The organism is Vibrio sp. MOR3 (assembly GCF_001557775.1).
GTDB classification, from domain to species: Bacteria; Pseudomonadota; Gammaproteobacteria; order Enterobacterales; family Vibrionaceae; genus Vibrio; species Vibrio jasicida.
In genome coordinates, this window is the sequence record NZ_LNRD01000008.1 from 81,787 (window position 1) to 103,532 (window position 21,746).

The 21,746-nt window shown below is 45.5% G+C and carries 16 protein-coding genes; 10 read left to right on the forward strand and 6 right to left on the reverse strand.

Annotation, left to right across the window (positions count from 1 at the left end):
• Positions 1–84 precede the first annotated feature (84 nt).
• Positions 85–1,893: a ricin-type beta-trefoil lectin domain protein gene (locus ATB76_RS16130; RefSeq protein ID WP_081094923.1), complete on the forward strand. Its 1,809-nt coding sequence runs from the start codon at positions 85–87 to the stop codon at positions 1,891–1,893.
• Positions 1,894–1,943: 50 nt separating this feature from the next.
• Here ATB76_RS16130 and ATB76_RS16135 read toward each other — a convergent pair whose 3' ends face one another.
• Positions 1,944–3,977: a M4 family metallopeptidase gene (locus ATB76_RS16135; RefSeq protein WP_061035705.1), complete on the reverse strand. Its 2,034-nt coding sequence runs from the start codon at positions 3,975–3,977 to the stop codon at positions 1,944–1,946.
• Positions 3,978–4,250: 273 nt separating this feature from the next.
• Between ATB76_RS16135 and ATB76_RS16140 the strand changes: the two genes are divergently transcribed.
• The 6 genes from ATB76_RS16140 to ATB76_RS16165 all read left to right on the forward strand — a co-directional run bounded on the left by ATB76_RS16140 (position 4,251) and on the right by ATB76_RS16165 (position 11,223).
• Positions 4,251–5,564 (forward strand): MipA/OmpV family protein, encoded by a 1,314-nt coding sequence (locus ATB76_RS16140; protein ID WP_061035706.1) that lies wholly within the window; start codon positions 4,251–4,253, stop codon positions 5,562–5,564.
• Between the two features lie 524 nt (positions 5,565–6,088).
• Positions 6,089–8,536, forward strand: a complete 2,448-nt coding sequence (locus ATB76_RS16145) for a DmsA/YnfE/YnfF family dimethyl sulfoxide reductase (protein WP_061035707.1) — start codon at positions 6,089–6,091, stop codon at positions 8,534–8,536.
• Positions 8,536–9,165 carry a DMSO/selenate family reductase complex B subunit gene (locus tag ATB76_RS16150; protein ID WP_005433785.1) on the forward strand — a complete coding sequence of 210 codons (630 nt, stop codon included), beginning with the start codon at positions 8,536–8,538 and terminating at the stop codon, positions 9,163–9,165. Before ATB76_RS16145 ends, ATB76_RS16150 begins: the two co-directional genes overlap by 1 nt.
• Positions 9,165–10,016, forward strand: coding sequence for a DmsC/YnfH family molybdoenzyme membrane anchor subunit (locus ATB76_RS16155; RefSeq protein WP_009703242.1), 852 nt, complete (start codon positions 9,165–9,167; stop codon positions 10,014–10,016). Before ATB76_RS16150 ends, ATB76_RS16155 begins: the two co-directional genes overlap by 1 nt.
• Before the next feature lie 111 nt (positions 10,017–10,127).
• Complete coding sequence (locus tag ATB76_RS16160; RefSeq protein ID WP_038878694.1) at positions 10,128–10,739, forward strand: molecular chaperone TorD family protein; 612 nt, start codon at positions 10,128–10,130, stop codon at positions 10,737–10,739.
• The gene (locus ATB76_RS16165) at positions 10,726–11,223 is read left to right on the forward strand and encodes a 4Fe-4S binding protein (protein ID WP_038878691.1); all 498 of its coding nucleotides are present in this window, start codon (positions 10,726–10,728) and stop codon (positions 11,221–11,223) included. Before ATB76_RS16160 ends, ATB76_RS16165 begins: the two co-directional genes overlap by 14 nt.
• Positions 11,224–11,278: 55 nt before the next feature.
• Here ATB76_RS16165 and ATB76_RS16170 read toward each other — a convergent pair whose 3' ends face one another.
• Positions 11,279–11,863: an FMN-dependent NADH-azoreductase gene (locus ATB76_RS16170; RefSeq protein WP_061035708.1), complete on the reverse strand. Its 585-nt coding sequence runs from the start codon at positions 11,861–11,863 to the stop codon at positions 11,279–11,281.
• A gap of 196 nt (positions 11,864–12,059) precedes the next feature.
• On the opposite strand from ATB76_RS16170, the gene hrpA reads away from it, so the two are divergent.
• The 3 genes from hrpA (at position 12,060) to ATB76_RS16185 (ending at position 17,516) form a co-directional block, all read left to right on the forward strand.
• Positions 12,060–16,091 carry an ATP-dependent RNA helicase HrpA gene (hrpA, locus tag ATB76_RS16175; RefSeq protein ID WP_179946845.1) on the forward strand — a complete coding sequence of 1,344 codons (4,032 nt, stop codon included), beginning with the start codon at positions 12,060–12,062 and terminating at the stop codon, positions 16,089–16,091.
• 214 nt (positions 16,092–16,305) lie between these two features.
• On the forward strand, positions 16,306–16,785 hold the full coding sequence (locus ATB76_RS16180; RefSeq protein ID WP_038878755.1) for an outer membrane beta-barrel protein: 480 nt from the start codon (positions 16,306–16,308) through the stop codon (positions 16,783–16,785).
• Between the two features lie 215 nt (positions 16,786–17,000).
• A complete protein-coding gene (locus tag ATB76_RS16185) occupies positions 17,001–17,516 on the forward strand; it encodes a porin family protein (RefSeq protein ID WP_061035709.1) in 516 nt (171 codons plus the stop codon).
• A 75-nt stretch (positions 17,517–17,591) separates the two neighbouring features.
• Here ATB76_RS16185 and ATB76_RS16190 read toward each other — a convergent pair whose 3' ends face one another.
• From ATB76_RS16190 to metA, 4 genes are all read right to left on the reverse strand, one after another.
• Complete coding sequence (locus ATB76_RS16190; RefSeq protein ID WP_061035710.1) at positions 17,592–17,996, reverse strand: hypothetical protein; 405 nt, start codon at positions 17,994–17,996, stop codon at positions 17,592–17,594.
• Positions 17,980–19,569, reverse strand: coding sequence for a S41 family peptidase (locus ATB76_RS16195; RefSeq protein ID WP_061035711.1), 1,590 nt, complete (start codon positions 19,567–19,569; stop codon positions 17,980–17,982). Before ATB76_RS16195 ends, ATB76_RS16190 begins: the two co-directional genes overlap by 17 nt.
• A gap of 344 nt (positions 19,570–19,913) precedes the next feature.
• The gene (pilW, locus tag ATB76_RS16200) at positions 19,914–20,642 is read right to left on the reverse strand and encodes a type IV pilus biogenesis/stability protein PilW (RefSeq protein ID WP_038872471.1); all 729 of its coding nucleotides are present in this window, start codon (positions 20,640–20,642) and stop codon (positions 19,914–19,916) included.
• Positions 20,643–20,790: 148 nt separating this feature from the next.
• Entirely contained in the window at positions 20,791–21,732 is a 942-nt protein-coding gene (gene metA, locus ATB76_RS16205) for a homoserine O-succinyltransferase (protein WP_038872321.1), read from the reverse strand.
• Positions 21,733–21,746 lie beyond the last annotated feature (14 nt).

Sequence of the window (21,746 nt, forward strand, 5' to 3'; positions counted from 1 at the left end):
TCTACGTCACCAATCGGTAATGAGAATGATTATCGATAATTAATTTGACTGACGTATAAATAGAGTTTTGAAATGAAACGAATAATGACCTTACTTTGCTTAGCGCCTGTATTTGGTGTGAGTGCTGCTGATAACAAGATTGAATCTTTCATGAATGCTTTTCATGAGAATCCTTCAAAAGTAATGAACGAGTTACCCCAGAAAGAAGGCGACACGTCTCCCATCATTGTTGAAGAATCGGAATCCATTCGAGCATCCGTGCGTGATGTCATTATGGAGAGAGCGACATCAGAATCTCATCACTCATTTTCTGCAAATCTTAATAATGACAACCCGGCGCGTTTGGTGGATGTGGGTACTGGCTTGATTCGCAATCTCGATGAGCTTCACCGTCAAATACCGAATTCAAAGCGACTTGAAGTACAACCTTGGTCCGACACCTACTGGCCTCTGTATTCTGGTGCTGCTGCTTGGCGTTATGGCGACAGGGAACTCAGTGCGAGCAATTGGCAAGAGTATTTTGACTTTTCGCACATTCAAAAACCGGTAGTCTCGGTTCAAGGACAGGATCGAGAGGATTTATCTCCGGCAGAAAAATACGATTTGCTGGTGGGGGATACTCAATTTACGCTATCAAAACGTTCGTGGGACTCTGGCAAAGGGTACTACGAATCGAATGGCAGTGTAGAACGCTGGATGGGACTGTGCCATGGCTGGGCTGCGGCTGCGTATATGCTTCCTAGGCCGACGCAATCTGTCACTGTGCCAGATGCTAACGGGGAGCCTTTAAAATTTTACCCTTCAGATATCAAAGCACTTGGGACATTATTGTGGGCAGAAGCGCCGTTTGAAACTCGTTTTATTGGGGGGAGATGCAACATAAAGAACCCAGCAAAAGATGAAAATGGGCGAGTGATTGAACCGGACTGTAATGATACTAACCCAGCTAGTTGGCACTTAGCGGTGTTAAACCAGTTGGGGTTATCTGGCCGTAGCTTGATCATGGATGCTACTTACGATTATCAAGTTTGGAACCAACCTGTTTTAGGCTACAACTTGCAATATTTTAATCCGCAAACGTACCGCTCGGCCTCCGACCCTGCAGATGTCATGATCAGCTTAGAATCTTATGACAAAGATCGTTTCTCTACATATCGCTCACGTCGCGCAGCTTCCATTGTTGGTGTTCAAATGCAAGTTGAATACATGGTTGAAACTAACCCTACGCATCGTTCGACTGACATGCCTCGTTATGATGGCGTATCACGAGTGACGTATTACTACGACCTTGAAATCGATGCAAATGGACAAGTGATTGGAGGGGAGTGGTATCAAAATCGTCACCCAGACTTCCTCTGGACACCAACACCAATGGCGGTGGCAAAATCATACTACGATGGCTACGGCGAGTGGGATATGTCATTGCCGATTCCCCAGAACTGGCAGTACCAAGCCCCACGCGCTTCTCGTTACACGCAGCCAATGACGGCAGTTGTCGAAGCTCTGTTTGCCGCTTCGTCAGGTAAGCAAGATGACCAAGGTGGATGGAAAAAAATTAAAACCAACACGGAGAGTGGCTCGCAGTGTCTTGATGTGGAATACCGCGCATCAGGTGAGGGCTCAAGAGTATTTGGTTGGCGTTGTCATAATGGGGATAACCAAGAGTGGAAGTTAACTTCTGCAGGGAAGCTTATGAGTCGAAGTAACTCAGAATTGTGCCTCGATCAGAAAGGTATCGAGATTACTCTTGAGGAGTGTGGGGATGTTCCTACCCAACAATGGCGATGGGAAAACGGGCAGATAAAGAACCGCCTTGATAATTCGTTGAAGTGGAATGACCGCACTTGGCTAGTTGAAGCCGATGTACAAGGCAGTGAGTGGTATTTGGAATAGTTGAGATAAATACAGAGCCCGCTATCGTAGCAGGCTCTCTTTATCATTGCTTAATAGTCGTTACAGCTGCCTTCAAATGTCCAGAACCAGTAGTTCTGATAAGGGTCTGCTCCCCAGTTATCTTGTGTCGCAACAAAGCGGTTGCCCCAATACTTCACTGAAGAACCGGCAGGGTAGTAATTGTAAGGTGACCACTCTTGCAGAGATGCGCACTGGTCTTGTGGTTCTGGGTTTGGCTGTGGCGTTCCGTATGCCTCACTGACGGCAAGATAGGCGTCAGAAGCGCTCTGCGTATTTGTTACAGTGACATAAATGTCTGAACCTTGAATACCACCAAAACCACACGCTTCTTCATTACCCATATTGGTCGATGAGCAGTCGTAATCTGAAGGTGTTGCTGGGCGATCAATCGCTACATAAAGTTCCACATTACCAAAGCCATTGTAAGTTTGTACCCAAACATCATCGCTAGAGGTTCGACGCAGAACGAACTGTTGCTCTTCTGCCGTGTTTCTTTGGATCGCGACAGGCATGTTGAGCGAAAGCTCGGTCATGCCAGTATCCGGTCCAGGGTTTGGGTTCGGGTTTGGATTAGGTTGACCGCTTTCACAGTTCATCACCTGAACACCCACTTGAGAGAACGCAGACGTGACCGCGGAGCTTTCATATCCCAGCTTTTGCGCTGCCTTACATACGCCTTCTGCACCTTGCTGGAAGGTTGAGTTTGGCGTCCAGTACAACTGGTTCGCCGTTGCGTAAGCCATGAATGCTTTTTTGATGCTCCAGCCTGAGCTTGTCGCTAGGTGGTAAAAGGCTTTGTTGAAAATACCAGAGCTGTGGTGAACATCGATGCCACGGTAGTACTGGTTCACGTGACCAATCGAAGCTCCGTCGTGACTTGGGTTGATGAAGTAACGCATTGCCGGCGAGTATTTCATCACGTGTTCACCCATCTTCCAGTTGAAGCTACCATGCACGTATTGGCTAAGTGCAGCAGCAGCGACGTCAGAAAATGATTCGTTCATTCCGCCAGACATGCCGCGATATTCCAACCCTGAGTTTTGCTCGGTGAAGCCGTGGCTGACTTCATGTGCGATAACATCCCAAGTCGCAAGAGGGTACATAGAGCTGTTGCCATCACCAAAGGTCATCTGACGGCCATCCCAAAACGCGTTGCCATAGTTTGAGCCGTAGTGAACGCGCATGGTGAGTTTTTGTTGAATAGGACGTGCGCCAAGCCACTCACGGTACATGTCAAACACACGTTGGCCGAAGTAGTGTGCGTCGTTCATTGGCGCGTACGCTCCATTGATTTCTCGGTAGTTATTCACGTTGCAGTTGAAGCGATGAACTTGACCACCCCATTGTTGGTTGTTCATGTTGATCGTTTCGACATTATCACTGTTCATCTGACAGTATTGGTCAACTTGGAATCCACCAAACTTTGTATTTGGGCCAAAGTAATAACGGCCACTTTTTTGGTTGCCGCCTGGGCCTTCTGCTTCAAGAAATGCAAGACCTTCCCATTGGTCCATGATCTCTCCTGATTTTGCATCGACCAGCGTGATAGGACGAGAGGGACGTAGATTGACAATTTTCACCGCATCGACTTTGTAGATAAGGTGCGCGGTATTTTGTTCGTCTAGCCAAACCATTAGTTCCGCACGAGCATCATTCTCTGGAGACTCGTTAGATGCAAAACCGTGCTGATGAGTGCCCGTTGCGATTTCAATCGCTTGGTTTGCGCTGATCATTGGCAGCGTCGAGTCTAAGTCGTTGTCGATTCCAACCACCACATTACCGTCAATCGATTGAGCAAAGCCTTTTGCGGAAAGATCTGCGACGACAGAGTGACCATATACAGGTACGCCGTAATGCAATTGTTGCTTACGAACTAACGTTTGTTGACCTATTTCTACTCGGTTGATGTTTTGATAACTCAGTTCGGTACTTGCTGGCATATAGGATGATTCACCAGCAATATTGAGTGCTTCAGAGAGGTCAGTTTGAGAGTGTTCCACAATTTGTGCTGCCTGCGAGGCAAACGCAAAAGGGACAAGCGATAATAAAGTGACGTTTCGCATAATTAACCTTTGATTATGATTGTGTATTTTCTTATGTGTATGTATTCATAGCAAAAATGCGATTGCAGATTAAAGATAAAATCCAGAAATGCGTAAGTGCAATTGGTTGAATATTTGAGGTTAATTCAAAACAAATTTATAAATCGCCTAAAATGTGGGCGGTTATAACGAGGTTAAGTAGTCCTGTAGGAATTTTTAACCGATAGACGAATAAAGTCAGATATACTCTTTGTGATTGAATACTGTCTCTAATTACAGCGACATAGGAGAGTTATGAAACACCTACTAGGAACATCGCTAGCCTGCTCAGGCTTATTGCTAAACGGAGCCGCATTTGCTGAGTCGAAGCATGCTGAACAAGAGTGGGGCATTGCTGCGATGTACCGCACTGCTGCGATTCCTTTTTATACTGCTGACGATGACTCGACGGTAAGCACGTTTGTGCCAATGATGTTCTTTGAGAATGAGCACCTTTATATTGATGGCCTTGAAGGTGGTGTGTTCTTATATGATGAGGATGACTCAGATTGGCGTGCGAGTGCGATCATGCGCTTGCGCTTTGTTGACATACCTAAATCGGTTCAAAACGCTTTTGAGGGCGATCGTGTCGACTTCGGTGGCCAAATTCGTTACAACTTTGACGAGAACTGGCGCGCCGAATTCGAAGTGATGACGGATGACGAATTCCAATTTCATTCCAACTACCGTATCGCGGCTAACTATGAGTTAGGCGACTGGGAGTTGGAACCTTCTTTTACCATTCGTTATAAAGATGCCGATTTCAACAGTACTTATTACTCGTTTGATGAAGTAACGGGCGAGAAAATTGGTGCAGGTATTGATGCGAACTTAGGCATTAAAGCCCGGTACCACGTCATTTCTAATTTGTACCTACTCGGTGAAACGAGCATTACTCGTCTAGACAGCGAAGCGTACAACAGCCAAATTGTTGAAGACCGCTATCAGGGTGAAGTATTCGTTGGCTTTGGTTTCTTCAATGACAAAGGGAAGGCTCGTAAATCAGAGTTGAGCAACCGTCCGTATCTGCGTGTTGCACACGGTTGGGCAACGCCGTCCAATATTGGCGATATTTTCAAATTTAATGCCGAGAAGGACGAGTACAACAACCAGCTCACCTCATTATTCTACGGACACCCATTGACGGATGAAATCTTCGGTTTCCCAATTGATATCTATCTAACACCAGGTCTGGTCCACCATTGGTCATCGGAGGTTCAATCGTCCAGTACTGAGTATGTGATGGCGATTAAGGCGTATTACACCTTTAATTTGCCGACCAAATGGCGTTTCGGTGTCGCAGAGGGTATGTCTTACATCGATAACATCACTTACATCGAAGGTACTGAGATGGAAGAGAAAGGTTACACCGCAAGTAATTTGCTGAACTATCTAGACTTCTCATTTGATGTAAATGTAGGTGATCTGTTTAGCCAGAAAGATTGGGAAAACATGTGGGTTGGTTACTCATTACATCACCGTAGTGCTATCTTCGAGAGTGCTTCTCAGTTTGGCCGCATCAAAGGCGGTAGTAACTACAATACGATCTACTTCCAGTACGATTTTTAAGCTCAGCTGAAAACAAATACGAATAAGCCTCATCTTGACATGAGGCTTATTTATTTTCTGTTAATTGGTAATTATTCTTATTTTTATTCTTCTGTATTCTTATTTGTTATCCATTCAATTTAAAAACCATTCTGATATTTAATTGAATTGACACCTCTCTGACCTGTTAATATTTCATTCATATAAAACGTTGAAATGAAATATAAGATTGCATTTAGTATTTTTTAATAATTGACTGTGGTCAAGATTATCACCCCTTAAATCTACAAGGATATTAATAGTGGCAGGTGGCCATGCCTTAGTTGCTCAAGGCTTGTGCTGTCTAGCTTAATTGATGGTTTTGTAGAAATGTTGCTTTGATTTTCCTTGTGTATTAATTAAAGCGAAATTAGATGTTTTCAATGAATGCCTATTTTGAAAATACAATCTCTATGTCTTTTATTTCTAACGAGTGTTCTTTCCCCACTTAAAGCCATTAATTAAGCGCCACGACCAAATTCAAAAACGTAATTTAGGAAAAAACCATGAGTCAAAATGGTAAGTTTAATATTACTCGGCGTGATGCTTTAAAGGGCGGTTCTGCACTTGGCGCTTTGGCGTTAGCAGGAAACGCGCTTTCTCTCCCGTTTGCAACTAAAGCGGTTGCCAAAGAAACACCAGCAAAACCAAACGAAAAAATTGTCTGGTCGGCATGTACCGTAAACTGTGGTTCTCGTTGTCCGCTTCGTATGCACGTGGTCGACGGTGAAATCAAATGGGTAGAAACCGACAACACGGGTGATGATGTTTACAACCACAATCACCAAGTTCGTGCTTGTTTGCGTGGTCGTTCTATGCGTCGCCGTGTTTACTCGCCAGACCGTTTGAAATACCCACTTCTTCGCGTTGGTAAGCGTGGTGAAGGTAAGTTCAAACGCATCACTTGGGATGAAGCCTTTGACCTCATTGGTGATAACCTAAAACGCATTATTAAAGACCACGGTAACGATGCGGTGTACCTAAACTATGGTACAGGTACGCTTGGTGGCACAGTAACTAAGAGTTGGGATCCGAGCGCGACATTGGTTGCTCGTATGATGAACCTTTGTGGAGGTTACCTAAATCACTACGGTGACTACTCTGCAGCAAACATCGAATGTATGTCGGAGTACTTCTACGGTTCGTTCGTTGATAACAACTCGATTGACGATGTTCAAAATGCAGATCTATGTCTGATGTTTGGTAACAACCCAGCAGAAACCCGTATGTCGGGTGGTGGTCAGGTTCACAATTATGTGGATGCGAAAAACATCAGTCACACTCGCACGATTTGTATCGACCCTCGTTACACTGACACTGCTGCAGGCCGTGAAGACCAATGGATTCCTATCAAGCACGGTACAGATGCAGCTTTAATTGCAGCCATCGCCCATGTATTGATTACGGAAGACAAAGTCGATCAAGACTTCCTTGATCTCTACTGTGTGGGTTACGACCGTAAAACGCTTCCTGCGTCAGCACCAGAAAACGGCAGCTACAAAGATTACATCATGGGTACTGGCCCAGATGGTATCGAGAAAACCCCAGAGTGGGCACAGCTTATCACGGGCATTCCAGCGGATGTGATTTTGAAACTTGCACGTGAAGTTGGCGATGCTAAACGCATTTACATTACCCAAGGTTGGGGCTTACAACGCTCAGCAAATGGTGAGCAAGCGTGTAAAGCGGTAATGATGTTGTCATTGTTACGTGGTCAAGTTGGCTTACAAGGTGGTGGTACTGGTGCTCGTGAGGGTAACCACTCATACCCATTCCAACGCTTCCCGAAAGTGCCAAACCCGATCAGTGCTTCAATTCCTATGTTCCTTTGGACAGACGCGATTTACCGCGGTACGGAAATGACAGATCTGACCGACGGCATTAAAGGCGTTCAGAAGCTACAAAACAACATCAAGTTTATCTGGAACTACGCAGGTAACTGTCTGATTAACCAACACTCAGACATCAACCGCACACACGAAATTCTTCAAGATGAAAAAGCGTGTGAAATGATTGTGGTGATCGACAACCACATGACGTCTTCGGCGAAGTATGCCGATATCGTATTGCCAGACTGCACAACGTCAGAGCAATCGGATTTCTGTATGGATGGTGCAGCTGCATCAATGCCTTACTTCATCTTTGCAAGCCAAGCGATTAAACCTCGTTTCGAATGCAAACCTATCTACGACATTATGTCTGGTGTGGCGAAGCGCATGGGCGTGTTTGATGAGTTTACTGAAGGTCGCACTCAAGAAGAGTGGCTGCAATGGATGTACGCTCAGACCGTTAAACAAAACAACGATCCAAACCTGCCTTCTTACGATGAGATGAGAAAGCAGGGTATCTATAAGAAGCAATTCGACCGTCCACACGTGGCCTACGAAGACTTCCGTCGTGACCCAGAAGCGAACCCATTACCATCGCCATCGGGCAAGATTGAAATCTACTCAGAGACGTTAGCGAAGATCAACGAAGAATGGGAACTGGACGAAGATGAATCCATCAAGCCATTACCAGAATACGTTTCGACGTTTAATGGCTGGGATTCTCCTGATCGTAAAGAGTACCCACTTCAGTTAACGGGTTTCCACTACAAAGCTCGTGCGCACTCTACGTACGGCAACGTCGACATCCTAAAAGCAGCCGCACCACAGGAACTTTGGATCAACCCAATTGATGCAGCGTCACGCAACATCGACAACGGTGACTTGGTTAGCGTGCGCAGCAAGTTCGGTGAAATGAACGTTCGCGTAAAAGTAACCCCACGCATCATGCCACACATCGTTGGTTTGGGTGAGGGCGCATGGTACTCACCAAATGGTAAAGGTGTTGACCAAGCGGGTTCAATCAACGTACTGACGACACAACGTCCAAGCCCGTTGGCAAAATCAAACCCGAGCCATACCAACCTCGTTGAAGTGACGCTAATTAAGAAAATGGGGGCTAAATAATGAGCACAGCGAAGCAGTATGGCTTTTACATTGATTCAAGCAAATGTACTGGCTGCAAAACATGTCAGCTCTCTTGTAAAGACAACAAAGACCTGGGTATCGACCGCAACTTCCGTCGTGTTTACGAATACGTAGGCGGCAACTGGACGGAAGAAAACGGCGCGTTCCGTCAAAACGTGTTCGCGTACTATCTATCGATCTCTTGTAACCACTGTACTAACCCAGCGTGTACCAAGGTTTGTCCATCAGGTGCAATGCACAAGCGTGAAGAAGACGGCTTTGTTGTTGTCGATGAAAGCGTGTGTATCGGCTGTAAATCTTGTCACATGGCATGCCCATACGGCGCACCTCAATACAGCGAAGAAAAAGGTCACATGACTAAGTGTGATGGCTGTTACGAACGTGTCGCAGAAGGCTTAATGCCAGTGTGTGTTGATAGCTGTCCATTGCGTGCGATTGAGTTTGGTCCAATTGATGAGCTACGCGCGAAATACGGTTCAAACGCGGATGTGGCACCACTGCCAGATTCTCGCATTACGAGCCCGAACCTGATCGTGAAGCTAAATCCAAATGGTCGTCCAACCAATGACCGCACTGGTTTCCTACAGAATCCAAGAGAGGTGAAATAATGTTATACGAAGCACCATTAGTTGCCTTTACGGTTCTTGCTCAAACAGCGGTTGGCGCGCACTTAACGGTTAACGCGTTCGAGAAATTCGGTAAGCCACCACGCGTGACAGAACCTCGTATGAACATCGCTCGTTTTGCTATTTTGGTTGTGATGGGGTTGGGTTTCTTGTTCTCAACCACACACTTAGGTAGCCCACTTCGTGCCTTCAACGCATTAAACCGTGTTGGTAGTGCGGCGCTATCTAACGAGATCTTAACGGGTGCAAGCTTTCTGTCTCTAGCGGGTTTGTACTGGTTGCTAACGATTCTAAAAATCGGCAGCGAAGGCGTGCGTAAAATTGTGAACTGGTTGTCTATCGCGGTTGGCGTGATTTTCATGTTCGCGATGGCAAATGTTTACCAAATAGAAACGGTACCAGCATGGTACTCACCAATGACCACGGTTGCGTTTTGGTTCACGGTCGTGACTTCGGGTCTGATGTTCGGTTACACGCTTATCAACGTATTGGACGTGACGGCTGAGAAAACCAATCGTCGCCTAATGTGGGCTGGCGTAAGTCTGATTGCGCTGAACCTAGCGTTCTCAGTAATGCAGACGATTTATTTCGCAGGTATCTCAACGGCGATTCACAGTGGCTTGGATCAAATCACAATGCTATCTGGCTATGTTGCTGGTCATGTGTTGTTGCTTGTGGTTGCTGCTGCTCTTTGGGTATTCGCTGAGTTGTTTACCGCAGAAGGTCGTCAGAAGAACTTGCTAGTTATCGTGGCATTCGTTGCCTTGTTCGTTGCAGAGATTCTAGGTCGCAATGTGTTCTACGGCATGCACTTTACATCTGGTTTGTACTAATAACCGTTATTTGTGCTGATAACCATTAATGGAGTGGGGCGAGTGTTCGTCCCATCTCTTTTCCGTTTTACTTAATCGAAGAATAAAAACACCAGTCATCAAAGGTACTTCATGCAAATTTCTCAACTTGAACCACAAGATACCAGCATCGTTCTTAAGCTGTTTGGTGCACTGTTTTACTACCAACCAAAAGATTACCCAGCGGCAAATCTCGATACGTTGTTGAGCAATACTGATACGCCAATCGAAGCGCTTAATGACATGCTGCGCAGCTTTCAAAGCGAGAGTGAAGAGGCATTGCAAATGGAGCACGACCGTATGTTTGCCGGTATTGGTGAGATGCCAGCGCCACCTTGGGGTTCGGCTTATCTAGATAAAGAAGCAGTGTTGTTTGGCGAATCAACCATTGAATATCGTTACTTCTTGCAGCGTTGTGGTTTTGCTTTGGAATCTGACCAACGTGAGCCAGAAGACCAGATCGGCTTGATGCTGATGGTGTTAGGCATGTTGATTGAAACTGATCAACAAAAACTGGCGGCTGAAATGTTGCGCGAGCACTTGATGACGTGGTTTGGTTTTTTCAACAAGCGCTTCAAAAAAGCGGTGACTCTTGCGCCTTACTCAAAACTGTCGAACCTTACTGAAGAACTACTTCAATCTTTGAGTGAGCAATACCAAGTCGTTGTGTCAGTAAAGAGAGATTACTCGGATGCGCCAGTCTGAATCGGTTGATCTAAGCAAGCGACGTCTGTTTTCGTTCCGTCGCGCGCCAGTGGAACAAGCTCAAGAGCCTCGTGTTCAAGCGAGACCGCCGTATGCGGTGGAAGAGTCGATGTTCACAAGGCTATGTGATGGATGTGGTAAGTGCGCTTCTGCATGTCCAAGCCAAATCATTGAAATGGTTGATGGCGTTGCCGCGTTAGACATCAGTTACTCGGCATGTGATTTATGCGGTGCGTGCAAGTCGGCATGCCCTACATTGGCACTTTCTAACCAAACAGAGTCTACAGGCTTGATAGCAACTATCTCGAACAGCTGCGAAAACTTATACGGTTATTGCGGTAGTTGCGAGGACAGTTGCCCTTATGATGCTTTGCAATGGCAAGATGATGTCAAACCTAAAATTGACGCTGCCAAATGCAAAGGTTGCGGACAATGCGCGCAAAGCTGCTACAACAGCATGATCAGCTTTGACTTAAAACGATAAAAAAGGGATTGGCGCGTACCAATCCCTTTTTGTTTGTATTCAATTCTATTTAATCTTACGCCAAGGTTGCCAATTGGCTTTGCGCGTCTGAAATGCCTTTCGCTGCTGCGTCATCACCCATGTTTAGCGCTTCTGCGTAAACAAACTCCACATCCGTGATACCAACAAAGCCCAATACTGTGCGTAGGTATGGTGTCATGCTGTCGGTTGGTGAGTCTTTATGAAGACCGCCACGAGTCGTGACGACGATTGCCTTCTTATCTTCAATCAGACCTTGAACGCCGTTTTCTGTGTATTTGAATGTCACGCCTGCACGAGCAATCAAATCAATCCAGTTTTTCAGCTGAGTTGGAATCGTAAAGTTGTACATTGGTGCTGCGATAACCAAAGTATCTGCTGCTTTGATTTCTTCAATTAAGGTATCAGATAGGTCAACCACCGCTTGTTGCTCTTGCGAAAGATCTTCTGTTGCACGTAGTGCTGTCGCAACTGAAAAGTCTAAAACTGGCAGTGGGTTTGCAGCTAAGTCACGAACAGTTAGCTTATCTTGGTCTACATTTTTGATGAAGTCTTCAACCAGTTTGTTTGATTGAGAGTAATCGCCAAGGATGCTTGATTTAAGAGCTAGTACACGAGACATATGGATTTCCTTTAATAAGTGCTTTCGGCTATGTGGTGCATTATAGGTAATGCTCAGCGACTCAAAACCCGATGGATTTGCTTAAGTTGTTCGAAAAAATTGAATGATTACTGGATGCTGCTTTCCGTTATCTTGTTCTAGCCCATATGTGCTACAATCCGCGCAGTTTTATGTAATGAAAAGAATAGGAAACGCTTTGACTTCGTCACAGCCCCCAAAAAAGAATCCCGCTGAAGAGCAAGCGACACCGTCAAATGGTGCGCAAAATGCCAAAGCGAAACAGGCTAATGCATCTCAAGCACAAGCTTCTCAGAATGCTACGCCTCAGGCTCAAGTAAATAACGCGGCGTCACTACGCAAGGCACTTAACCAGTGCATGATGCGTGACCGCTTCCGCTTGAGTAAACGAATCTCTGGTGCAAGCAAAATCAAAAAAGACGCAGCGCGTAACGCTGTGTTTGATGAAATCGCATTAGACATCGCCAAATCCATGATGGTTGTGGAGCAACGCAGTAGCTACAAACCAACGATTGAATACCCTGAAATCCTGCCAGTCAGCCAAAAACGCGACGACATTGCGAAAGCGATCGAAGAAAACCAAGTGGTTATCGTTGCGGGTGAGACCGGTTCAGGTAAAACCACTCAGCTGCCAAAAATCTGTGCTGAGCTTGGTCGCGGTAAATTCGGTTTGATTGGTCATACTCAGCCTCGTCGCCTTGCGGCACGTTCGGTTGCGAACCGTATTGCCGAAGAGATGGAAACCAAGCTTGGTGAGTTTGTTGGCTACAAGGTTCGATTCAACGATCAGATCTCTGAAAATACCCAAATCAAATTGATGACGGACGGTATCTTGCTGGCTGAAATTCAGCATGACCGTTTCTTGAATCAATACGACACCATCATTATCGATGAAGCGCACGAGCGCAGCCTTAACATCGATTTCATCTTGGGTTACTTGAAAGAGTTGCTACCACGTCGTCCTGATTTGAAAGTGATCATCACGTCGGCAACCATTGACCCAGAGCGTTTTTCAAAACACTTCAACAACGCACCAATCATTGAGGTGTCAGGTCGTACTTACCCAGTAGAAACGCGTTACCGCCCACTAAGCGGTGATGACGATAATGATCGTGACCAACTTGAAGGTATCTTCGAAGCGGTAGACGAACTGTGCGATGAAGGTTTAGGTGACATTCTGATCTTCATGAACGGTGAGCGTGAAATCCGTGATACCGCTGATGCATTGTCTAAACGTAACCTGAAGAGCACGGAAATTGTGCCGCTTTACGCGCGTTTGTCGGCGGGTGAGCAAAACAAGATTTTCCAACCTCATGCTGGTCGTCGCATTGTACTGGCAACCAACGTAGCAGAAACCTCGTTGACGGTTCCGGGCATCAAGTACGTTATCGACCCAGGTACGGCGCGTATTAGCCGATACAGTTACCGTACTAAGGTTCAGCGCCTTCCAATCGAGCCAGTTTCTCAGGCGAGTGCGAACCAGCGTAAAGGTCGTTGTGGTCGTGTGGAAGAGGGTATCTGTATCCGTCTGTACTCAGAGGAAGATTTTGAGTCACGCCCGGAGTTTACCGATCCTGAGATCCTGCGTACCAACCTAGCGTCGGTTATCTTGCAGATGACGGCACTTGGTTTGGGCGATATTCAAGCCTTCCCATTTGTAGAAGCGCCAGACAAACGTAACATCCAAGACGGTGTTCGTTTGCTGGAAGAGCTTGGTGCGATTAACGCAGAAGCGAAACCGTCCGATTCTCAAGGTAACAAGAAACGCCTGACCAGTATTGGCCGTCAGCTTGCCCGCCTTCCAATCGATCCACGTTTAGCGCGTATGGTATTGGAAGCTCCAAAACAAGGCGCGCTGAAAGAAGTCATGGTTATCGCAGCGGCATTGTCGATTCAGGACCCGCGTGAGCGTCCAAGTGACAAGCAGCAATCATCAGATGACAAACACAAACGCTTCTTCCATGAAGAATCAGACTTCCTGACGTTGGTGAACTTGTGGGACTACATCCAGAAGCAACAAAAAGCGCTGACGGGCAACCAATTCCGCAAACAGTGTAAGCAAGATTACTTGAACTACTTGCGCGTTCGTGAGTGGCAAGATGTGTACTTCCAAATTCACCAATCCATGCGTGAAATGGAGTTCAAACTCAACGATGAGCCTGCGTCTTACCATGGCGTACACAGCTCAATCCTTGTCGGTTTGTTATCGCACATCGGTATGAAAGACCAAGAGAAGAATGAATATCAAGGTGCGCGTAACGCTCGTTTCCATATCTTCCCTGCATCAGGTCTATTCAAGAAACAGCCTAAGTGGATCATGTCTGCTGAACTGGTGGAAACCTCAAAACTTTGGGGGCGCATCATCGCTAAGATTCAGCCTGAGTGGATTGAACCGTTAGCGAAGCACCTAATTAAGCGCAGCTACAGCGAGCCGCATTGGTCGAAGAAACGCGCAGCAGTCTTGGCACACGAAAAAGTGATGCTTTACGGGGTACCGATTGTTCCTAACCGTTTGGTGAACTACGGAAGTATCGATCCAACGGTGAGCCGTGAGATCTTTATCCGTAGCGCGTTGGTAGAAGGCGAATGGGATACCAAACACGCGTTCTTTAAGCAAAACCGCAAACTTCTGCAAGAGGTGGAAGAGCTTGAGCATAAATCTCGTCGCCGCGATATTTTGGTGGACGATGATGAGTTGTTTGATTTCTATGACCAACGTGTGGGTACGGAAGTCGTTTCTGGTAAGCACTTCGATACATGGTGGAAGAAGGCATCGAAAGAGAACAAAGAGCTGCTGAACTTCGAGAAAGAGATGCTGTTCAAAGGCGATGCTAGCCACGTAACCGATTTGGATTACCCGAACTTCTGGCACCAAAACAACCTAAAACTTAAGCTGAGCTACCAGTTTGAACCGGGCGAAGACAGCGATGGTGTGACGGTACACTTACCGCTGCCGATCCTTAACCAAGTTGAGCCAGCGGGCTTTGACTGGCAGATCCCTGGTCTGCGCCATGAGCTTGTGGTGAGCTTGATTAAATCGCTGCCGAAGACGATTCGTAAAAACTTTGTTCCTGCACCAAACTATGCTGATGCTTTCTTAGCTCGCTCGACGCCAATGGAAGCACCTTTATTAGATTCGCTTGAAAAAGAGCTTCGTCGAATGACTGGTGTGGAAGTTCTGCGCGAAGATTGGAATATGGATCAAATTCCTGAGCACTTGAAGGTGACTTTCCGCGCGGTTGACCATAGAAATCGCAAGTTGAAGGAAAATAGCGACCTTCATGCGTTGAAAGAGAGCTTGAAAGACAAAGTTCAAGAAACGCTGTCTAAAGTCGCCGATGATGACATTGAGCAGCAAGGCTTACATACTTGGAGCTTTGGTGAACTGCCTAAGGTATATCAACAAAAACGCGGTGGTTACGACGTTAAAGCGTACCCGGCGATTGTGGATTCCAAAGACAGTGTAGAAATCAAACTGTACGAAACTGAATACGAACAGGTGACGGCTATGCAAGCGGGTCAGCGTCGTCTGATCTTGTTAAACGTGCCGTCGCCAATCAAATACTTGCACTCTAACTTACCGAACAAGTCGAAGTTGGGTCTGTACTTTAACCCTTACGGGAAAGTGCTGGATCTGATTGATGACTGCATCGCGTGTGGTGTCGATAAGCTTATCGAAGAGCAGGGCGGTTTGGTTTGGGAGCCAGAGAAGTTTGATGCGTTGAAAGAACACGTTCGTGCAGAGCTGGGTGACACAGTTGTGGATATTGCACAACAAGTCGAAACCATTCTGACGACGGCTTTCAATATCAACAAAAAGTTGAAAGGCAAAGTGGATTTCACCATGGCATTTGCGTTATCTGACATTAAAGCGCAAGTCGAAGGGTTGATCTTCAAGGGCTTCGCGACAGAATGTGGCTGGAAACGCCTGCCAGATATTCTGCGTTACATGCGTGCGATTGAGCGTCGTATGGAGAAGCTACCGATCGATCCAAACAAAGACCGTTTACACATGTTGAGAATCGAGTCAGTGGGCAGTGATTACAAAGAACTGCTTAATAAGATTCCGAAAGGCATGGTGATTCCAGAAAACGTGAAAGAAGTGCGTTGGATGATCGAAGAGCTTCGAGTAAGCCTTTTTGCTCAACAATTAGGCACTCCGTATCCGGTTTCTGATAAACGAGTCAAAAATGCGATTGATGCTTGCTAAACGCTAAGTACAATAGCGACAGTTTTTCTTGTGAGGTTTATCGACTTATCAATGGTTTGTCCAGTTTAGGTCGCTGTTGGTATAGTATTTGCTAAGAATTGTTCACAAGTTATTTTAAGTCACAAGGGAGGCAATGATTCGCCTCCCTTGTGTTTGCAGTACCAACCTCTGCGACGGTGCAGAAGTGGGTAATTATAAAGAGTAAAGGTTGATGATGAAGAAAACTCTATTGGCAGTGGCACTTCTAAGTGCTTCTTCTGCAGCAATGGCAGATTCATGGATTTATGGTGGTGCTTCTGTAGGTCAGTCTGACTTCAAAGGCGAGACTGACACTTCATACTCTGTACACGTAGGTACAGGTATTCTGCCTATCATCGGTATCGAAGCGGGTGTTACTCAGCACGGTGAATTCAAGATCGCAGGTCATGAAACTAAGCTGACTTCTTACTACGCAGCGCTTAAGCCAAGCATCGACTTCGGTCCACTGCACGTTTACGCGAAAGGTGGTATCCACCAGTGGGATAAGAAAGTGTCTGGCGGTAAAGACGATGATGATGTGGATCTAATGTACGGTGTAGGCGCTGAATACTTCATTTTCGGTCCAATGTCTGTTGGCGCAAGCTACATGAACTACACAGCGGGTAAAGACGACATCGGTACGTTCTCTCTAAACGCGACATTGCACTTCCTATAATCGTCGAACATTTCGAAGATTTATTTGATAAACACCGGCAACGCGCCGGTGTTTTTTTGTCTGTAAATCACACAAATCAATATTGAGCATAAATTATTCATTTCTCGGTCTTAAAACCATCAAACTTTCGCATATAGTATTTAGCTAGCTACATAAGGAACGCGATGCAGTTCGCGTGATGTTCCGTTCAGGAATCGAACAGGAAAGGTATAACTATGAAAACAAAACTCTCGTTATTGGTTTTAGCGCTTTGCTCAACGTCTGCGATGGCTGATTCTTGGCTTTATGCTGGTGGTCAAATTGGTCAATCAGACATAGACAGTGAAAACGACACGACCTACGGCATTCATGTAGGGACGGGGATCTTGCCACTGATCGGCATTGAAGTAGGTTACTTTAATCACGGCCAAGTTGACTTGAATTTAGGCGGTAATCGAGGTGATGTGGACTTCTCGTCATTTTATCTAGCAGCTAAACCAAGTATTGATTTTGGTCCTCTGCACGTTTACGCGAAGGGTGGTATCAACGCATTTAACGTCGAATACAATGGTAACCTTAGCAACTTGGACAAAGACGATGGTGTCTCTTACATGTATGGTGTTGGCGCGGAATACTTCTTGTTAGACAACATTTCTGTCGGTGCCAGTTATCAAGCCTTTGGGGTGGATATTGATGGAGACAGTGATACAGTAAGCAGCATCACGGGTAACTTGACGTTCCACTTCTTATAGAAATAAATTGAGCAATCAATAGATAATAAAAGAAGCGCGCCGTTCTTTTGGATAAAGTGACGGCGCGCTTTTTCATTAATCCTGAATTGGATTCGGTCTACATTGAATATTCGTGAGAGAGACAAATTTATCGTCCTTCTCGTAGTAAACCCCGCAATCTTCTCCGCGTAACTGTAGGGTATATTGATCGGGCAACTCAGTTTCTGCTCCGTTTAATGGCATGTTGTGCTTTTCCATTAATTGCCCCGACACGATCAATAAGTGTGAGTTCGTCTCAAAGGTATTCGATGCGATCTTCGTCGGTGCTTGTGTTCCTTGAATCGTTTTAATTGCACTTTGGATTTCGCTCACGGTATCTGCGGAGGTTTTAATACTTAACGCATTAACTGCATCACTGTTGCTTGATGTTGAACACCCCATCAGTACAAGGCTAAGTCCAGCTCCAGTGAGTAAGGTCATTGTTTTAGTTAATTTTGACATGAATCGCCTCTTGTCGAAGTGGGTCAATTTCTTGAGTAAGTGGAGTGCCACCTAGTCTCGGCATTGCTTGATATGAGCGAGCCATTACAGGTGCTGGAGGACAAGTTCCCCCCGTTGTCATGTAGTTTAGCGCTGCAGACAGCATACCTTCGGATGGATCACCCAATGGTTTGGTTAAGTCATCTGCCACTACACAACCTTCCACTTTGTCATCTATACCAATGTTAGACGATACAAGATTTTTTGCCGTAGGGGTAAATCCATCTGCAAAGTCACCAAAGCCTTTGTCATTCGAAGATTTAAATTGAATGGTGTAATACACGTTACCGCAGTTCTGCTGAGGTGAGAAGCCGTAAGGTTTACCTGTTGTCGTTGTGCCAATTTGAATAACGTCAACGTCGATACCACGCAAGCCGTTGATTAGCAGTTCGCTTGAAGACGCAGTGTTATCCGTCGTTAAGACATATACGCGCTTTGCACTAAGCGTCGGTAGAGGGTTGTTAGTGAGCGTTCCTGTTGCCCAGTTGATTTCTTTATCGACGAAATTGTAAACGTTATCTCGTACTTGGCCAGAGTTCATGATCTTGTCGTTATAGATTAACTCGCCAAACGTCGCGTTTGGATGAGAACCCGCCAGCATGTAACCGACTTGCGCTGATTGCCAAATCAAGCCACCGCCATTGTAGCGCAAGTCCATGACGATTTCGTCCACATTTTGGGCTGAAAGCTGGTTGAATGCATTGATAAGCGGTTGCTGTGCCGTGACTTCAAATGCGTTGTATTGCATGTAGCCGACTTTTGTTCCGTTGTTGTCGATAACTTTTACATTACGTACAGGGCTTGTTGCCACATCAGAAGAGGTGAGTGTAATGATCTTCATACCGCCATTAACCGCTTCAAAGGTAAACGTGTAATTACGTCCTAACTCTGGGTTGAACAATGCTTGGTTAATGAGATCCACTTCTGCTTGGGAAGAGGTATTAACGACATCCACGCTGTTAATTTTTAATAGCTTGTCTCCACGCTCAACGCCATTGAGTGATGCTGGTGAACCATCTTCTGTGTAAGAAATAAGCACCTCTCGAGGCGCGTAACTATTAACGAATTTCCAGTTGAAACCGAAACCAGCAACAAGACCAGCTTGTTGAGATTTCATCACCTCGTCGTATGAACGTGTGAAATGAAAACGATCTTTCTTTTGGCCGCTTGCTGTGGTCGATGATGTGACGAGTGAATCAAAGTAGTTGACGACAGACGGATAATTGTTTGGATTATTGTCTGGGATTTCGTCATACCAAAGGTAGGTATCGTTACTAAATGCTCGAAGGAACATCTTTTCATACACGGTTGAGCCTGCTTTATCTGGGTAATTTTTTCCGGTATACGGATCGGTGCCCGTTCTTGCTACGCTGCATTTATTGGCTAAGCTGGCTGCTGTCTGCGAGAAATCACCTGCAGACCAAGAAAGACCATTGCTCGTCGCGGAACTTGTGCTGTCACCTCCGCCGCCACCGCAACCTAGCAGTGCAATAGGGAGGGCGGTTAATAACGCTGCTTGTTTATACTTCAACATAACGTGTCCTTACATCTGTGATATATACCCGAGCCAATCTCGCTGAGCCAAGCATTTTGAGGTTACTAGGGTATATGGTTCTATTTGTTTTTATTAATCCTTATATAAGCTACTTGAATGTATAAATTTTGAGTCTGATTGTGCAACAAATATGCAATCAAGTGTGATTGGCATCATATAAAACGTCAGATATAGGGGTGTGCTAAATTAGCCTTAACTAAAAAATCTTTTTTAAATAATAGCTTACATTACCCTGAGCAGAAATGAACGAAGAATAAAACGGAGTAAGGAACACTTGGTATTCTTTGTTTCTGAATACCAAGTGGCGTGCTGAAGTTCAACAGTTAAGACATTCGATTGAGCTGTGTTTGGTATTTCTTTTTAAGTGCTTCATTACCTGCTGCGCCTTCAAGTTCAACCATTAAACGAAGCGAAGGTTTTTTGACCCCATACATTTGATTAAAGCGCATAAGACGAATGCGTGCATCTGTGTAGTTGCCGCTTTCTATTTCTAACTTTGCTAACTGGAGAATGGATTTTGGACGGTGAGGGTCATGATCAATAGCGCGCGTGAAATAGTATTTTGCTCTTTCTGTATTGTCGGATTTGAGTGCGCAAAAGCCTGCATTCTCATAACTAGCAGGGATAAGGAAGTAATAAGGCTGTTCAATGGCGCGGTTGAACATTTTATCCGCTTTCTCAAAACTTCCTTGCTTACATAAGAATGTGCCGTAGTTATTAAGTACGTTACCGTTTTTGGAATGTTGTCGCAGAGAACGTTTGTACATCTCTTCTGCTTTTTTGTCTTCACCAACCGTTTCGTAATAATGAGCCATAGAAAGCTGAGCACGGTAGTAGCTTGGAGCGTGGGTGAGGGCTTGTTGGAAGTTATCATGTGCTCGGATCATGTTGCCACCGTCTAGGTATCCCAAACCAAGTGCGATACGAGACTCAGCCATGGCGACCGGGTCGGCTTTTACAACTGGACTATTACCATCTTCATTCACGGTCACACAACCGAGCAGGCCAAACTGAGTCGCCAGTATAAGAGCGCTGAGTTTTATGATCTTCATTTGTCTTTCCCACATCCCTAATTCTTTCAGCATGATATGAATTACAGTGCAAAAGCCTAATGAGGAAAAAACACAATGCGATCAGGTTTGCAAACTCGTATGAAAAAGCCGCCAGTTGGCGGCTTGGTTCACAATCTCTACGAGTGAATTAATCGTCTTTGGTAAAGGCGGCTTCGCTGAAATGGTCCAGGTCGTAAGGCGTTTGTTGATAAACGCAGTAGTTTAGCCAGTTTGAGAAAAGCAGGTGACCATGGCTACGCCAACTTGCGACAGGGCCGTTATCCGGATTGTTGTTCGGGTAATAATTAACAGGAATAGCGGGCTCCATGCCTTCACCTAAATCACGAATGTACTCATTATGTAACGTATGAGAGTCGTATTCAGGATGACCAGTGACAAAGACGTTACGTTTGTCTTTGGTTGTTGCAAGGTAAACACCCGCAACATCAGACGTGGCGAGAATATCGAGATCGGTATGTTCTTCTAAGAACTCTCGTGAGAAATCTGCATAACGAGAATGTGGCGCCAAGAAAGTATCGTCAAAACCACGCAGAACTGGGTGGTAAGGGTTGTGAATTTTATGATGATAAACCCCAGATAATTTTTCTTTGCGGGTTTTTTTGGGTAAATCGTAAAGCAGTTTTAAACCTGCTTGTGCTGCCCAACACACATACAGTGTGGAGGTCACGTGGTCTTTTGCCCATTCCATGATGGTTTTTAAGTGGTCCCAATAAATGACATCTTCAAATTGGACCAAACCGAGTGGCGCCCCAGTAATGATCATGCCATCGAAATTTTTACCTTTTACCATTTCAAATTGACGGTAGAAGGTATCAAGATGCTCAGTTGGTGTGTTCTTACTTGGACGATTATCGATACGCAGTAGCTCGACATTTACTTGCAGAGGGCTGTTTGAAAGTAGGCGAAGAAACTGAGTTTCGGTCTCAATTTTTTTTGGCATTAAATTGAGGATAAGCACTCGCAATGGACGGATTTCCTGACTTGCCGCTCGACTCTCGCTCATCACAAAGATGTTCTCTGTCCTTAATACATCGCTAGCGGGTAACTGATCTGGAATTCTAATTGGCACGGCTTTCTCTCCCT

Bases quoted from the DNA above. Each gene is read 5' to 3' on its own strand.
- ATB76_RS16130 (WP_081094923.1), top strand. From the start codon at position 85: ATGACCTTACTTTGCTTAGCGCCTGTATTTGGTGTGAGTGCTGCTGAT.
- ATB76_RS16135 (WP_061035705.1), bottom strand. From the start codon at position 3,977: ATGCGAAACGTCACTTTATTATCGCTTGTCCCTTTTGCGTTTGCCTCG.
- ATB76_RS16140 (WP_061035706.1), top strand. From the start codon at position 4,251: ATGAAACACCTACTAGGAACATCGCTAGCCTGCTCAGGCTTATTGCTA.
- ATB76_RS16145 (WP_061035707.1), top strand. From the start codon at position 6,089: ATGAGTCAAAATGGTAAGTTTAATATTACTCGGCGTGATGCTTTAAAG.
- ATB76_RS16150 (WP_005433785.1), top strand. From the start codon at position 8,536: ATGAGCACAGCGAAGCAGTATGGCTTTTACATTGATTCAAGCAAATGT.
- ATB76_RS16155 (WP_009703242.1), top strand. From the start codon at position 9,165: ATGTTATACGAAGCACCATTAGTTGCCTTTACGGTTCTTGCTCAAACA.
- ATB76_RS16160 (WP_038878694.1), top strand. From the start codon at position 10,128: ATGCAAATTTCTCAACTTGAACCACAAGATACCAGCATCGTTCTTAAG.
- ATB76_RS16165 (WP_038878691.1), top strand. From the start codon at position 10,726: ATGCGCCAGTCTGAATCGGTTGATCTAAGCAAGCGACGTCTGTTTTCG.
- ATB76_RS16170 (WP_061035708.1), bottom strand. From the start codon at position 11,863: ATGTCTCGTGTACTAGCTCTTAAATCAAGCATCCTTGGCGATTACTCT.
- ATB76_RS16180 (WP_038878755.1), top strand. From the start codon at position 16,306: ATGAAGAAAACTCTATTGGCAGTGGCACTTCTAAGTGCTTCTTCTGCA.
- ATB76_RS16185 (WP_061035709.1), top strand. From the start codon at position 17,001: ATGAAAACAAAACTCTCGTTATTGGTTTTAGCGCTTTGCTCAACGTCT.
- ATB76_RS16190 (WP_061035710.1), bottom strand. From the start codon at position 17,996: ATGTCAAAATTAACTAAAACAATGACCTTACTCACTGGAGCTGGACTT.
- ATB76_RS16195 (WP_061035711.1), bottom strand. From the start codon at position 19,569: ATGTTGAAGTATAAACAAGCAGCGTTATTAACCGCCCTCCCTATTGCA.
- pilW (WP_038872471.1), bottom strand. From the start codon at position 20,642: ATGAAGATCATAAAACTCAGCGCTCTTATACTGGCGACTCAGTTTGGC.